At 70.1% G+C, this 12,851-nt stretch carries 11 protein-coding genes; 3 read left to right on the plus strand and 8 right to left on the minus strand.

Annotated elements, in window-relative coordinates; genetic code table 11:
* Positions 1-928, minus strand: a 928-nt coding sequence (locus ACFQ4O_RS10020) for a peptidylprolyl isomerase (RefSeq protein WP_378775552.1), incomplete at its 3' end; no start/stop codon positions are given.
* Positions 929-1,156: 228 nt separating this feature from the next.
* Between ACFQ4O_RS10020 and secA the strand changes: the two genes are divergently transcribed.
* Positions 1,157-3,871, plus strand: coding sequence for a preprotein translocase subunit SecA (gene secA, locus ACFQ4O_RS10025; RefSeq protein WP_378775553.1), 2,715 nt, complete (start codon positions 1,157-1,159; stop codon positions 3,869-3,871).
* Between the two features lie 104 nt (positions 3,872-3,975).
* Complete coding sequence (locus tag ACFQ4O_RS10030) at positions 3,976-4,473, plus strand: GNAT family N-acetyltransferase (protein WP_378775554.1); 498 nt, start codon at positions 3,976-3,978, stop codon at positions 4,471-4,473.
* An 84-nt stretch (positions 4,474-4,557) separates the two neighbouring features.
* Here ACFQ4O_RS10030 and ACFQ4O_RS10035 read toward each other — a convergent pair whose 3' ends face one another.
* The 5 genes from ACFQ4O_RS10035 to ACFQ4O_RS10055 form a co-directional block, all read right to left on the minus strand.
* A complete protein-coding gene (locus tag ACFQ4O_RS10035; protein WP_378775555.1) occupies positions 4,558-4,980 on the minus strand; it encodes an FKBP-type peptidyl-prolyl cis-trans isomerase in 423 nt (140 codons plus the stop codon).
* An 80-nt stretch (positions 4,981-5,060) separates the two neighbouring features.
* A complete protein-coding gene (locus ACFQ4O_RS10040; protein WP_378775556.1) occupies positions 5,061-5,639 on the minus strand; it encodes a TetR/AcrR family transcriptional regulator in 579 nt (192 codons plus the stop codon).
* Positions 5,636-9,028 carry an acyl-[ACP]--phospholipid O-acyltransferase gene (locus tag ACFQ4O_RS10045; RefSeq protein WP_378775557.1) on the minus strand — a complete coding sequence of 1,131 codons (3,393 nt, stop codon included), beginning with the start codon at positions 9,026-9,028 and terminating at the stop codon, positions 5,636-5,638. The genes ACFQ4O_RS10040 and ACFQ4O_RS10045 overlap by 4 nt, the downstream gene beginning before the upstream one ends.
* 521 nt (positions 9,029-9,549) lie before the next feature.
* Positions 9,550-10,029, minus strand: coding sequence for a bacterioferritin (gene bfr / locus ACFQ4O_RS10050; protein WP_378775558.1), 480 nt, complete (start codon positions 10,027-10,029; stop codon positions 9,550-9,552).
* 144 nt (positions 10,030-10,173) lie between these two features.
* Positions 10,174-10,479, minus strand: coding sequence for a (2Fe-2S)-binding protein (locus ACFQ4O_RS10055; RefSeq protein ID WP_378775559.1), 306 nt, complete (start codon positions 10,477-10,479; stop codon positions 10,174-10,176).
* 253 nt (positions 10,480-10,732) lie between these two features.
* Between ACFQ4O_RS10055 and ACFQ4O_RS10060 the strand changes: the two genes are divergently transcribed.
* Positions 10,733-11,152, plus strand: a complete 420-nt coding sequence (locus ACFQ4O_RS10060; protein ID WP_378775560.1) for a VOC family protein — start codon at positions 10,733-10,735, stop codon at positions 11,150-11,152.
* Positions 11,153-11,188: 36 nt separating this feature from the next.
* Here the strand turns inward: ACFQ4O_RS10060 and ACFQ4O_RS10065 are convergent, their stop codons facing one another.
* Both ACFQ4O_RS10065 and ACFQ4O_RS10070 read right to left on the minus strand, forming a co-directional pair.
* The gene (locus ACFQ4O_RS10065) at positions 11,189-11,644 is read right to left on the minus strand and encodes an NfeD family protein (protein WP_378775561.1); all 456 of its coding nucleotides are present in this window, start codon (positions 11,642-11,644) and stop codon (positions 11,189-11,191) included.
* 3 nt (positions 11,645-11,647) lie between these two features.
* Positions 11,648-12,601, minus strand: a complete 954-nt coding sequence (locus ACFQ4O_RS10070) for an SPFH domain-containing protein (protein ID WP_378775562.1) — start codon at positions 12,599-12,601, stop codon at positions 11,648-11,650.
* Positions 12,602-12,851 lie beyond the last annotated feature (250 nt).

The following is a 12,851-nucleotide window of genomic DNA, read 5'->3' on the forward strand; positions in this document are numbered from 1 at the left end:
CCGGAGCGGTGTCCGGCGCGGGCGCCTGGCCCGGAGCGATCGCGGGCGCGGCGGGCGCCTCGGCGGGCTTGCCGGCCTCGGTGCGCTCCACCTTGGACTGGCCGCGCAGCTTCAGCACGAGATCCTGCTGGGCGGTGCGCACCACATACTGTTCGATCTGCGGCTTGACCTGCTCGAAGGTCGGCACCGGCCGCTCGCGCTTCTCGGTCACCTTGATGACGTGGTAGCCGAACTGGGTCTTCACCGGCTCGGACACCACGTTGGGCTCGGCCTTGAAGGCGGCTTCGTCGAAGGCCGGCACCATCTGGCCCTTGCCGAAGAAGCCCAGATCGCCGCCCTGCTTGGCGGAGCCGGGATCGGTGGAGACCTCGTTCGCGATCTTGGCGAAGTCCTCGCCCTTGGCAAGCCGCTCCTTCACCTTCTTCGCCTCGTCCTCGGTCTTCACCAGGATGTGGCTGGCGCGCACCTCGGCCTCGGGCTTCAGGTTCTTGACGGTGTCGTCATAGAGCTTGCGCAGGGCCTCGTCGGTGACGGCGGCCTTGGCGGTGCGCTGAAGCAGCTCCTCCATCAGCGCGCGGTCGTGCAGATAGGTCATGCGGCGCTTGAAGTCGTCGCTGTCGCCGACCTTCTCCTTCTCGGCGGCGTTGGCCGCGATCTTGAGGTCGATCAGGTAGTTCAGCGCGTAGTCGCGGCGCTGGGCGTCGGTCATGGAGGCGGTCGACTGCTGCAGGTCCTCCTGCGCGATCTCCACCTCGCCGGCCGTCACCTCTTCGCCGTCCACGGTCGCGAGCACCGTCTTGGGGTCCACGGCCTGCGCGGCGGCCGGGGCGGGCGGCGTCTGCGCGAGGGCCGCCGTCGCGGCGAGAACCAGTGCGAGCGAGGCGCCGAGCGCGGCCGTCCGGCGGCCCGACGAAATGCAAAAAGCCATGAGAACCTTCCGATTTGAGCGTCGTTCCGCCCCGATGGCGCGGGAGAGTGTCCGAAAGGGCTCACATTGACAACCCTCGGGGTCCCTCTTATCTCGACCGCTGCCGCACAAGGCACGCGAAGCGTCTCGAAATCGAGGGAGTTTCGGGGTCTTCGGGCCGGTCGGCCGGGGAGGTTCGCGCCCCGCCGGCCACACGACGCGCTCCGGCGCCAAAAGAAAGGTTCGCCCATGTTCGGCGGTCTCACCCGACGTCTCTTCGGTTCGTCCAACGACCGCCGCGTCAAGGCGTTGCGCCCGCGCGTCGCCGCGATCAACGCGCTGGAGCCGGAGATCTCGGCCCTGACCGACGAGCAGCTCCGCGCCAAGACCGCCGAGTTCCGCGCCCAACTCGCCGCCGGAAAGACGCTGGACGACCTGCTCGTTCCCGCCTTCGCGGTGGTGCGGGAGGCCGCGAAGCGCGTGCTCGGCCAGCGCCATTTCGACGTGCAGCTCATGGGCGGCATGACGCTGCATGAGGGCCGCATCGCCGAGATGAAGACCGGCGAAGGCAAGACGCTGGTCTCGACGCTCGCCGCCTATCTCAACGCCCTCGCCGGCAAGGGCGTCCACGTGGTCACCGTGAACGACTATCTGGCCCAGCGCGACAGCGGCATGATGGGCCGGGTGCACGGCTTCCTCGGCCTCAGCGTCGGCGTGATCGTCCACGGGCTCGACGACGACGAGCGTCGCGACGCCTACGCCTGCGACATCACCTACGCCACCAACAACGAGCTCGGCTTCGACTATCTGCGCGACAACATGAAGTACGACGTGCCGTCGATGGTGCAGCGCGGGCACTACTTCGCCATCGTCGACGAGGTGGACTCGATCCTGGTGGACGAGGCTCGCACGCCGCTGATCATCTCCGGCCCGATGGAGGACCGCTCCGACCTTTACGTCGCGGTGGACGCGCTCGTGCCGCAGCTCGTGGCGGAGGACTACGAAGTCGACGAGAAGCAGCGCACCGCGACCCTGACCGAGGCCGGCAACGAGCACATCGAGCGCCTGCTGGCCGAGGCCGGGCTGCTGAAGGGCGAAAACCTCTACGACGTCGAGAACGTCACCGTCGTCCACCACGTGAACCAGGCGCTGCGCGCCCACAAGCTGTTCTCGAAGGACAAGGACTACATCGTCCGCAACGACGAGGTGGTGATCATCGACGAGTTCACCGGCCGCATGATGCCGGGCCGGCGCTTCTCCGAGGGCCTGCATCAGGCGCTCGAAGCGAAAGAGCGGGCCAAGATCCAGCCCGAGAACCAGACGCTCGCCTCGATCACGTTCCAGAACTACTTCCGCATGTATCACAAGCTGTCGGGCATGACCGGCACGGCGCTCACCGAGGCCGAGGAGCTGCTCGACATCTACGGGCTCGAGGTGGTCGAGATCCCGACCAACCTGCCGGTGGCGCGCAAGGACGACCACGACGAGGTCTACCGCACCGCCCGCGAGAAGGAGGGCGCGATCATCGCCCTGATCCGCGACTGCGCGGAGCGCGGCCAGCCGGTGCTGGTGGGCACCACCTCGATCGAGAAGTCCGAGCAGCTGTCCGAGGCGCTGAAGCGCGAGGGCGTGCCCCATCAGGTGCTGAACGCCCGCTACCACGAGCAGGAAGCCCACATCATCGCCGACGCCGGCGTGCCGGGCGCGGTCACCATCGCCACCAACATGGCGGGCCGCGGCACCGACATTCAGCTCGGCGGCAATCTGGACATGCGGATCGAGCGCGAGCTCGCGGACATCCCCGAAGGCCCGGAGCGCGAGGCCAGGCTCGCCGCCATCAAGGCCGACATCGCGGAGAAGAAGCAGAAGGCGCTCGCCGCCGGCGGCCTGTTCGTCATGGGCACCGAGCGGCATGAGAGCCGCCGCATCGACAACCAGCTCCGCGGCCGCTCCGGCCGTCAGGGCGATCCCGGCCGCAGCCACTTCTTCCTGTCGCTCGACGACGACCTGATGCGCATCTTCGGCTCCCAGCGCATCGACGGCATGCTGCAGAAGCTCGGCATCCAGGAGGGCGAGGCCATCGTCCACCCCTGGGTGAACAAGGCGCTGGAGAAGGCCCAGAAGAAGGTGGAGGCGCGGAACTTCGACATCCGCAAGAACCTCCTCAAGTACGACAACGTCATGAACGACCAGCGCAAGGCGGTGTTCGAGCAGCGGCTCGAGTTCCTGTCGGCGCCGTCGATCTCGCCCCAGATCGCCGAGATGCGCCATGACGTGATCGACGACGTCGTCTCCAAGCACATCCCTGAAAACGCCTATCCCGAGCAGTGGAGCTCCGCCGAGCTCGAGGAGGAGGTGCGCGAGGTGCTGAACCTCGACCTGCCGATCGTCGCCTGGGCGGCGGAGGAAGGCATCGCCGACGACGAGATCCGCGAGCGCATCACCAAGGCGGCCGACGCCGCGGCGGAGGAGCGCGCGGGGCGCTTCGGCCCGGACATCACCAACCAGATCGAGAAGGCGGTTCTGCTGCAGACGCTGGACCATCTGTGGCGCGAGCACCTCGCCACGCTCGATCACCTGCGTCAGGTCATCGGCCTGCGCGGCTACGCCCAGCGCGACCCGCTCAACGAGTACAAGTCCGAGGCGTTCGAGCTGTTCCAGGCCATGCTCGGCCGCCTGCGCGAGACCGTCACCGCCCAGCTGACGCGGGTGGAGCTGGTGCAGTCGCCGCCGCCGCTCGCCGACGAGGCGCTGCCCGAAATGCACGCGATCCATCAGGACCCGCTGACCGGCGAGAACGAGATGGCGCTGGCCGAGCCCGCCTATGCGGCCGAAGCCAGCGGCCAGTGGCCCGCGGACGTGAACCCGAACGACCCGACCACCTGGTCCGGCGTCGGCCGCAACGCGCCCTGCCCCTGCGGCTCGGGCCGCAAGTTCAAGCACTGCCACGGCAGCTTCGCCTGACGCTGTGAAGACGCCGCGCCGCGCTCTCCGATGAGGGACGAGGCGCGGTCGGTCGTTTCGATCACGAGGGGGGAGGATGTCGCAATCCGCCCACGGAGGTCGAAATGAACGTCACGATCCGCGCCATGCGGGGCGAAGACGCCACGGATGTTTTCGAGATCGTCAGCCAGAGGTCGTTTCGCGACGGCACGCTGGCGCTGCCTTACGAGTCCTTTGAAGCCATCCGCGCGTGGCTCGAGCCCAAATCGCCCCGCGACCTGCACTTCGCGGCGGAGTGCGAGGGCCGGGTCGTGGGCGCCTCGGCGCTGCGGCCGTTTTACGGGCGGCGCGCCCATGCGGCGGAGTTCTGGATCGGCGTGCATGACGACGCCATGGGCCAAGGCGTCGGCTCCCGCCTGATGGCGGCCATGCTCGACACCGCCGACAACTGGCTCAACGTCACCCGCGTCGAGATGACCGTGTTCGTCGACAACGCGGGCGCGATCGCGCTGTACCGCAAGTTCGGCTTCAAGATCGAAGGAACCCACGTCCGCGCGTCGTTCCGGGACGGCGCCTTCGTGGACGCCCACTGCATGGCCCGCCTGCGCGATCCCGTCTCGTGACCGCTGGCGCCGCCGGCGACGAGGGCTCGTGGGACGGCCCGGCGGTCGGGGAGACCGAGCGCCGGGGTCGTCCGCGTCAGGGCGTCAGCGGACGCCGAGCAGCTCCACGTCGAAGATCAGCTTGGCGTTCGGCGGGATGACGCCGCCGGCGCCGCGCGCGCCGTAGCCGAGCTCGGCCGGGATGACCAGGGTGCGCTTGCCGCCCACCTTCATGCCGGCGACGCCCTCGTCCCAGCCCTGGATGACCTGGCCCGCGCCGAGGCGGAAGGAGAACGGGTCGCCACGATCGCGGGACGAGTCGAACTTCGCGCCCTTCTCGCCGCTCTTGTCGAGCCAGCCGGTGTAGTGCACCTGCACGGTCTTGCCCGGCAGGGCTTCGGCGCCCGTGCCGACGGCCTCTTCCTGATAGGCGAGGCCCGAAGGCAGGGTCTTGGTCTCGGCGGCGGATGCGGACAGGGTCATGGCGAGGGTCAGGGCTCCGGCGATGGCGCTCAGGGTGCGGATCATGGTTCGTTTCCTCCGTGGACGCGGCCGGCGGTTCCCGGCGCGCCCGGGGCCGGGGTTATAGCGCGGGCGCGCGCGCGAGCCTATCCGCCCAGCGCCCGCAGCACTGCGGCGGCGACCGCGCCCGCATGGGCGGAGGGCGCGGCCTGCAGTCGGCCGTAGATGCGGAACACCGCCGGCTGCAGCACCAGCCCGAGCGCGAGCGCGGTCTGAAGGTCCACGTCGCCCGGCGGCAGTTCGCCCCGCCCCATGGCGTCGGCGAACAGCGCCGCCAGCGCCGCCACCGCGTTGGTTTCCGGATCGGGCGCCACGGCGCGCAGGTGGTCGTGCTGGCCGATCAGCACATAGACGAAGCCGTCCGGGTCGTCGTCGAAGGCGGCGTAGAACATGGCGACCAGCCGCTCCACCTTGCGGGCGAAGGGCTCCGGCTCCGCCCCGATCTCCCGGATCGCGCGGGCGAAGCGGGCGTAGCGGTCGTGGAACAGCGCGCGGGCCAGCTCCTCCTTGGAGGCGAAGTGCCGGTAGAGCGCGCCCTCAGTGACGCCGACCGCCCTGGCGATCTCGCGGGTGGAGGCGCCCTCCACCCCCCTCTCCGCGAACAGCTTCAGCGCCGCGGCCTCGATCCGGCCGCGGGTGTCGGCGGCGCGGGGGGCGGCGCTCACGCCGCGTCTCCGGCCGCGGGTTCGGTCACGAGCCGCTTCACCGCCACGTAGTCGGTCTTGCCCGTGCCGAGCAGCGGCAGCTTGTCGACCACGCGGATCTCGGCGGGGGCCGCGAGGTCCGGCAGGCCGGCGCGCTTCACAGCCTCCTGCAGCGCGCGGCGGTCGGCGCCGGGCTGCGTCATCACCAGCGCCACGCGCTCGCCCTTGCGCGGGTCCGGGGCGGTGGCGGCGGCGTGCGCCGCGTCCGGCCAAAGCCCTGCCGCCACGCCCTCCACGGCCGCGAGCGACACCATCTCGCCCGCGATCTTGGCGAAGCGCTTGGCGCGGCCTTTGATCGAGACGTAGCCCTCGTCGTCGATCGCCACGATGTCGCCGGTGTCGTGCCAGCCGCCCTCGGGCCGCTCCAGCACGCCGGGCCGCTCCACCTTGAGGTAGCCCGCCATGATGTTGGGGCCGCGGATGTGGAGCCGGCCGCCGTCCTCGACGCCCTCCACCTTCTCCAGCCGGTGCTCGACGCCCGGCAGCAGCCGGCCGACCGTGCCGGGGCGGTTGAACATGGGCGTGTTGACCGCCGCGACCGGCGACGCCTCGGTGATGCCGTAGCCCTCGAAAATGCGCAGGCCGAACTTGTCCGCCCAGACCTTGCGGGTCTCGGGCTTCACGGCCTCCGCCCCCGCCACCACGAAGCGCAGCGAGCGGAAGTCATAGGCGTGGGCGGCGCGGGCGTAGCCGGCGAGGAAGGTGTCGGTGCCGAACAGCACCGTGGCGTTGGTGGCGTAGACCATCTCCGGCACGATCCGGTAGTGCAGCGGCGAGGGATAGAGGAAGGTCTTCACGCCCGAGACCAGCGGCAGCAGCAGGCCGCCCGTGAGCCCGAAGGCGTGGAACACCGGCAGCACGTTGAACACGATGTCGGCCGGGCCGAAGTCGATCCGCGCCGCCACCTGCGCCACGTTGGCGAGCAGGTTGCGATGGGTCAGGACCACGCCCTTGGGCGCGCCTTCCGAGCCGGAGGTGAACAGCACCGCCGCCGGCGCGTCCGGATCGCCGGCGCGGGCCTGCGCCGCCCGCCACAGGCCGCGCAGCCGGTCGGCAAGGCCGATCCGCGCGCGCACGTCCTCCAGATAGACCAGCGTCGCGGCGCCCTTCAGCGCCTCCTCCTCGCGGGTGAGGCGCGCCTTCTCCAGGAAGGCGCGGGAGGTGAGCACGGTCTTCACCTCGGCCGCCGCGCAGGCCGAGACCAGATTGGCGGGGCCGGCGGTGTAGTTCAGCATGGCCGGCACGCGGCCCGTCCGGTGCAGCGCGAGCAGCGTGACCGCGACGCCGGCGGCGTTGGGCAGCAGCACGCCCACCGTCTCGCCCTTGGAGGTGAAGCCCTCGATCTTCGAGCCCAGCGCCGAGGCGCCCGCCAGCAGCATGCGGTAGCTGAGCTTGCCGCCCAGCGCGTCCTCCACCGCGATCCGGCCGAAGCCTTCGGCGCGGGCGGCGGCGACCACCGCCTGGTCGAGCGTGCGGTCGATCGGCGTGGTGGCGAAGGTCATCTCCGCCATCAGGTCGGTGAGCGCGGCCCCCGCCGCGCGGCGGCGCCGGCGGCCGACCAGGGTCGGGTCCACCTCGAGCGTCTCGGGCGGCAGGATGGTGACCCGCACCTTGGGGAACAGCCGCTTGGCGATCTGCCGGCGCGACAGGTAGGAGGCCGGCGACCGGTCGAGCCCCTCGATCCGCACCGGGATCACCGGGGCCTCGGCCTTGTCGGCGATCAGGGCCGAGCCGTCATAGATCTTCATCATGGAGCCGGTGACCGTGATGCGGCCTTCCGGGAAGATGACGAGGCGGTTGCCCTCCTTCACCAGATTGATCAGCGCGCGGGTGGCGAGCGGCCGGGTCGGGTCCATGGGATAGGCCCGCACCATCTTCAGGAACGGCCGCACCCACCAGCGGGTGGCGATGCCGCTGTCCACCGCGAACACCGGATCGTCCGCCAGCAGCGACATCACCAGCGGCGCGTCCAGCAGGCTGGTGTGGTTGACGGCGATCACCGCCTTCGGGCCAGCGTTGGTCAGGTTCTCCATGCCCTTCACCTCGACCCGGAAGAGCAGCTGGAACAGCAGGTGCACCGCGTCGCGCAGCAGCGAGCCCGGCAGCGTGCGGCCGAGCAGCCAGGCCGCGACGAGGGTGGCGAGGCCGACCAGCACGAACAGCGCCGGCGTGCCCACGCCCGCGGCCTGCAGGCCGACCACCACCAGCGAGCCCGCCACCATGAAGGCGGAGTTCAGCACGTTGTTCGCCGCCACCACGCGGGCGCGCCGGGCCTCGCCCGCCTCCGCCTGCAGGAAGGCGAAGGCCGGCACCACGAACAGGCCGCCCGCCGCCGCCAGCAGCACCAGATCGAGCATCACCCGCCAGTGGCCGGGCGCAGCCGCCACCTCCGACCAGCCGAGCGGGTTCGGCCCCGCGACGTCGCCCCAGGCGGCGAGGCCGAGATCGATCGCCGCGAGGCCGATGATCACGCCCGCGACCGGCGTCAGCGCCAGCAGGATGCGCCCGTGGGACAGCTTCGCCGCCGCCATGGAGCCGAGCGCGACGCCGATCGTGAACAGCACGAGGAACAGGCTGACCACGCTCTCGGCGCCGCCGATCTGGTCCTTCACCAGCGGCGGCATCAGCGACAGCGTCACCGCGCCCACCAGCCAGAACCAGCTCACCGCCACCGAGGCGATCCAGGCGCGGGGCTGGGCCTTCAGGTCTTTCAGCAGCGCGAAGGCGCTCTTCAGCACGTTGCGCTCGATCACGAGGTCGGGCGCCCGCTCGCCCGTGGGCGGGATGAGCCTTGCGCAGGCGTAGGCCGCGACCGAGATCACGAGCGTCAGCGCGGCGATGGCCCAGGGGCTCGCATGAGCCACCATCAGCCCGCCGCCCACCGTGCCGGCGAGGATCGCCATGAAGGTGGCGGTCTCGATCAGCGCGTTGCCGCCGACCAGCTCCTCCCGCTTCAGGTGGTCGGGCAAGATGCCGTATTTCACCGGCCCGAACAGGGCCGAGACCACGCCGGTCAGCGTCAGCGCCGCGAACAGCAGCGTCGTGGAGCCGAGGATGAAGCCGAGCCCCGCCAGCGCCGCGACCCCGATCTCGGCGAGCTTGGTGCGCCGGGCGACCAGCGCCTTGTCGTAGCGGTCCGCCAGTTCGCCGCCGAGCGCGGACACCAGGAAGAACGGCAGGATGAACAGCGCGCCGGCGAGCGTCACCAGCGCGGGGCCGTGCTCGCCGCCGATGTGGAACAGCACGAGAATGGCGAGCGCGTTCTTGACGAAATTGTCGTTGAAGGCCGCGAACAGCTGGCACCAGAACAGCGGCGCGAAGCGGCGGGAGCGGAGCAGATCGAGCAGCACGGGACATCCCTTGCGATCAGTTTCGTGAGTAAACATTCACTCACGGAACGATCGCTGTCAACCGCCGAGCCGGCGAATGAGCGCAGTCGACGAACGCTGCCCCTCTCTTGTCCCGGCCTTGAGCCGGGACCCAGAACCTCAAAGCGTGCAGAATAAAACGTTACGACCGGCGCGCTCGGACCTAGAGCGTCGGCGTTTCTGGGTCCCGGCTCAAGGCCGGGACAAGGAAAGGGGGAGCGCTACCGCTCCCGCGATCGGCCAAACACCACACCTTCTTGTCCCGGCCTTGAGCCGGGACCCAGAACCTCACAGCGTCCAGAATGAAATGTAACGGCCGGGAGCGCTTAAAGCCCCAAGCACCTGCGTTTCTGGGTCCCGGCTCAAGGCCGGGACAAGGAAGGGGAAGCGCCGGCATTGTGTCGCTCCGCAAAGGGGCGGACACCGCGCAAACGAAAAAGCCCCGCGCGAGGCGCGGGGCTTTGGAAGCGGCGTCGGCGGACCTGACGGATCGGCCGGCGACGTCAGTCGCCGAGTTCGCCGATGTGCTTCTGGGCGTAGAGCTGCTCGCCGAGCTTGGCCACGAGGTCGAGCTGGGTTTCGAGGAAGTCGATGTGGCCTTCCTCGTCCGTCATCAGCTCCTCGAACAGGTTCTTGCTCGGCAGGTCGCCGATCTCCTGGCAGTAGAGCGCGGCTTCGCGGTACAGGGCGCGGGCGTCGTACTCGGCGGCGAGATCGCACTCGAGCACTTCCTTGACCGACTGGCCGATGCGCAGCGGGTCCAGCACCTGCATGTTGGGGAAGCCTTCGAGGAAGATGATGCGCGTGACGAACTTGTCCGCGTGGTGCATCTCCTCGATCGACTCGGCGCGCCACTTCTTGGCGAGGTCGGCGTAGCCCCAGTCGTCCAGCAGGCGGTAGTGGAGCCAGTACTGGTTGATCGCGGTCAGCTCGGACCGCAGGCCGCGGTTGAGATAGTCGATGACCTTGGCGTCGCCCTTCATGGCGTCCTCCTGCACGGCGTCACGTAGCCGAGAAGCCTTCTAATGTTAGAAAGCTTCTAAACTACCGCGACGCTTGCCGCAAGCAGGAAGATACGGGGATCAGAGGCCGAACGAACGGCTCACATGCGGCGGATCGGCGCGCGATCAGGCGCGAACGCGCTCCAGCGTCGCAACTTCCACCACATCGCCGGTGAAGCCCACCACCGATCCCGACCCGTGGGTGACGGCGGGACAGGCCGCAGGGCAGGCGCCGCAGGCGGTCTCGGCCGGGCGCGACAGGCCGCGAATGTCGTCCAGCATGGCCTTGATGGTGCGGGCGCAGCGGCCGCACTGGGGACTGCAGCCGAGGCAGCGATAGACCTGGCCGGGGGTGCGGGGCATGGAGGAGTCGTCGCTGATCGTTCCGCGGATCTGCGCGTCGCTGAGCACGTTGCAGGAACAGACGATCATGAAGGACCCGTCGATCTCGCCGGAGTGTCCGCCCGGTGCTTACCGGAACATTACAGTTTGGAATTCATCTAAACTATTGGTCTCGCTTGCGAAATTTACGTAAGGGCTCGCCGCGCCCGCGTCAATGGCGTCGTGGGGCGCCAGAGCCGGAGCCGGCCGTCTTCGAAGCACGGCCGCGGCCCGGCTCCTGTGCGCGGGCGTACGGCGGCCTAGAATGCGCACACGCCTCACAGATCCCCGGAGAGCCCGCCCCATGCGCTATCTGCACACCATGGTCCGCGTGACCGACATCGCCGCCTCGCTCGACTTCTATTGCGCCAAGCTCGGGCTGGAGGAGGTTCGCCGCATCGACAACGAGGCCGGCCGCTTCACGCTGATCTTCCTCGCCCCGCCCGGCCAGCCGGAGGCGCAGGTGGAGCTGACCCACAACTGGGACCCGGAGACCTACGGCGAGGGCCGCAACTTCGGCCATCTGGCCTATGAGGTGGACGACATCTACGGGCTGTGCGCGCGGCTCGCGGCGGCGGGCGTCACCATCAACCGGCCGCCACGCGACGGCCGCATGGCCTTCGTGCGCTCGCCCGACAACATCTCGATCGAGCTGCTGCAGAAGGGCGGCGCCCGGCCGCCGCAGGAGCCCTGGGCCTCGGCCCCGAACGTCGGAACGTGGTGACAGGCTGATCGGACCGGCTCCGAGAGGCGCGACGCGTCAGTCCGCGGCGGGCTCCACCGTCAGCGTCGCGCCGTCGGCGCCGGTCACCGTCACCCGCGCGCCGGCGGGAAGGTCCGGCCCGCGCACCCGCCAGACGGAATCGTCGATCCGCACCCGGCCCTCGCCGCGGGCGATCGGCTCGTCCAGCGTCAGCGTCTTCCCCACATGGCGCTGGGCGCGGCGGTTCAGCATCGGCCGATCGCTCACCGCGGCGTTGTCGGGGCGCCCGTAGAGCCACCAGCCAACGGCTGCGGCGAGCGACAGCACGGCGAACACGATCAGCTCCGCCTGCCATCCGGGCGCGGCCAGCAGGGAGAGGCCGCCCACCACCAGCGCCGCGAAGCCGAGCCACAGCAGCACCGTGCCAGGAACGACGAGCTCCGCCGCCAGCAGCGCCAGCCCGAACACGACCCAGGCCCAGCCGCCGAGGGCGGCGATCACCCCCGCGAGCATGGTTCAGGCTGCCCCGCCGGTGGGCGGCACCGAGCCGCGCGACCGGCGGGCGGACGGCTCCGCGCCCGGCGCGGCCTGCGGCCCGAAGGCCTCGCGGGCGAGCTCGGCCACGCCGCCGATGGAGCCGAGCAGCGCGGTCGCCTCATAGGGCAGCACGAAGGTCTTCTGGTTGGGCGCGACGGCCATGGCCTTCAGCGCCTCCACATATTTCTGGGCCACGAAGTAGTTGAGGGCGGCGGTGTCGCCGCGCGCCACCGCGTCGCTGACGAGCGAGGTCGCGGTCGCCTCCGCCTGGGCCGCGCGCTCGCGGGCCTCGGCGTCGCGGAAGGCGGCCTCCTTGCGACCCTCGGCCTCGAGAATCTGCGCCTGCTTCGCGCCCTCCGCCACCAGAATGGCTGCGCGCTTCTCGCGCTCGGCCTTCATCTGCCGGCCCATGGCGGCCACGAGGTCGGCCGGCGGGGTGATGTCCTTGATCTCGATGCGCGTGACCTTCACGCCCCAGGCGCCGGCGGCGGCGTCCACCACGTGCAGCAGCCTTGTGTTGATCTCGTCGCGCTGGGACAGGATGTGGTCGAGGTCCATGGCGCCCAGCACCGAGCGGATGTTGGTCATGGTCAGCGCCATCATGGCGCGCTCGAGATTGGTCACCTCGTAGGAGGCCTGCGGCGCGTCCACCACCTGGTAGAAGGCGACGCCGTCCACCGTGACGCTGGCGTTGTCGCGGCTGATGACCTCCTGGCTCGGAATGTCGAGCACCTGCTCCATCATGTTCACCTTGCGGCCGATCTGGTCGATGAAGGGAATGATGATGGTGAGGCCGGGCTCCAGCGTGCGGGTGTACTTCTGGAAGCGTTCGACGGTGTAGTTGAAGCCCTGCGGCACGGTCTTCACGCCGGCGAAGATCACGAAAATGATCAGCGCGGCGACCGCGATCGCGGCGATGTCGAAACCGGACATGGACGTCTCCCCTCCAAGGTCACGCGGGCCGCATCTGGCCCAAGCCGCCGGGGAAAGGCAAGGCGCGGCGCGGTTCGGCCGGCGTCCCGTCCTGACGCGAAGCCCGCCAAAACGCATCGCCCTCCGTCACGACCGGCGTGACGGAGGGCGACAGGCGATGCGATGGCGCGCGCTTGCGCGGCGATCAGGCCGCGCGCTTCGGGGCGACGGCGGGGACGACGCGGCGCGGCAGGGCGACGGCGCCGGTGGC

Source organism: Methylopila musalis (assembly GCF_042679725.1).
In the GTDB taxonomy this organism is placed as follows: Bacteria; Pseudomonadota; Alphaproteobacteria; order Rhizobiales; family Methylopilaceae; genus Methylopila; species Methylopila musalis.

What these genes read in the sequence shown, in the direction of transcription:
- bfr (WP_378775558.1), bottom strand. Translation starts at nt 10,029, where the DNA reads ATGAAGGGCGACGCCAAGGTCATCGACTATCTCAACCGCGGCCTGCGG.
- ACFQ4O_RS10065 (WP_378775561.1), bottom strand. Translation starts at nt 11,644, where the DNA reads ATGCTCGCGGGGGTGATCGCCGCCCTCGGCGGCTGGGCCTGGGTCGTG.
- secA (WP_378775553.1), top strand. Translation starts at nt 1,157, where the DNA reads ATGTTCGGCGGTCTCACCCGACGTCTCTTCGGTTCGTCCAACGACCGC.
- ACFQ4O_RS10035 (WP_378775555.1), bottom strand. Translation starts at nt 4,980, where the DNA reads ATGATCCGCACCCTGAGCGCCATCGCCGGAGCCCTGACCCTCGCCATG.
- ACFQ4O_RS10070 (WP_378775562.1), bottom strand. Translation starts at nt 12,601, where the DNA reads ATGTCCGGTTTCGACATCGCCGCGATCGCGGTCGCCGCGCTGATCATT.
- ACFQ4O_RS10055 (WP_378775559.1), bottom strand. Translation starts at nt 10,479, where the DNA reads ATGATCGTCTGTTCCTGCAACGTGCTCAGCGACGCGCAGATCCGCGGA.
- ACFQ4O_RS10030 (WP_378775554.1), top strand. Translation starts at nt 3,976, where the DNA reads ATGAACGTCACGATCCGCGCCATGCGGGGCGAAGACGCCACGGATGTT.
- ACFQ4O_RS10060 (WP_378775560.1), top strand. Translation starts at nt 10,733, where the DNA reads ATGCGCTATCTGCACACCATGGTCCGCGTGACCGACATCGCCGCCTCG.